The 567-nt window shown below is 23.5% G+C and carries 1 protein-coding gene; it reads left to right on the top strand.

What is annotated here, in order from left to right; genetic code table 11:
• Window positions 1-322: DUF2691 family protein (locus FAY47_RS19790; RefSeq protein ID WP_185966927.1), on the top strand; the 322-nt coding region annotated here is incomplete at its 5' end.
• Between the last annotated feature and the right edge of the window lie 245 nt (window positions 323-567).

Genomic DNA, 567 nt, shown 5'->3' with positions numbered 1-567 from the left:
TAATACATCAATTTTTGAAAATAGCATAGTAAATGGACAAGAATTTTTTAGATGTATACAATTGAAAGATTATTACTTAATATTTCCTGATATAAAAGCATTTAAGAATGAGTCAGAAATAACTAATGTTGATACTTACGATGATTTTATAAATAGTAATTGTGAAATTGCTTTGTTTTGTACAGATACAACTGATGTTGAATTATATTGTAAAAATAAAGTTATACTTTATAATATTATTAATAATTGCAAGAATTTTGGAGTTGATGATATTCAAGTATTGTCAAGGGAAAATAATGAAAGAATGGAATTTAGGATATAGATTACTAAAGTTATGATTTGACATTAGATAATTGTATAAAGATATATTTGAAGTGTAATATAGAAAGTATTAGCTTTAAAGAGTTTTGTATTAAATATCAAATAGATAGGGCTTGTGGATAAGCGGTAGGAAAAGCAATAGCACCTTTAATTGAGGAAGAATGAAATTATTTAGAGCAAAAAATAAATAACATTTAAAGGGATTATGAGGTTAAGTGTATTTTTAGTTGAATTTACATTTAACCT

This window comes from Clostridium sp. HBUAS56017, assembly GCF_007115085.1.
GTDB classification, from domain to species: domain Bacteria; phylum Bacillota; class Clostridia; order Clostridiales; family Clostridiaceae; genus Clostridium; species Clostridium cibarium.
Note: the sequence above shows the minus strand (reverse complement) of the source record. Positions and strands in the feature narration are given on the sequence as shown.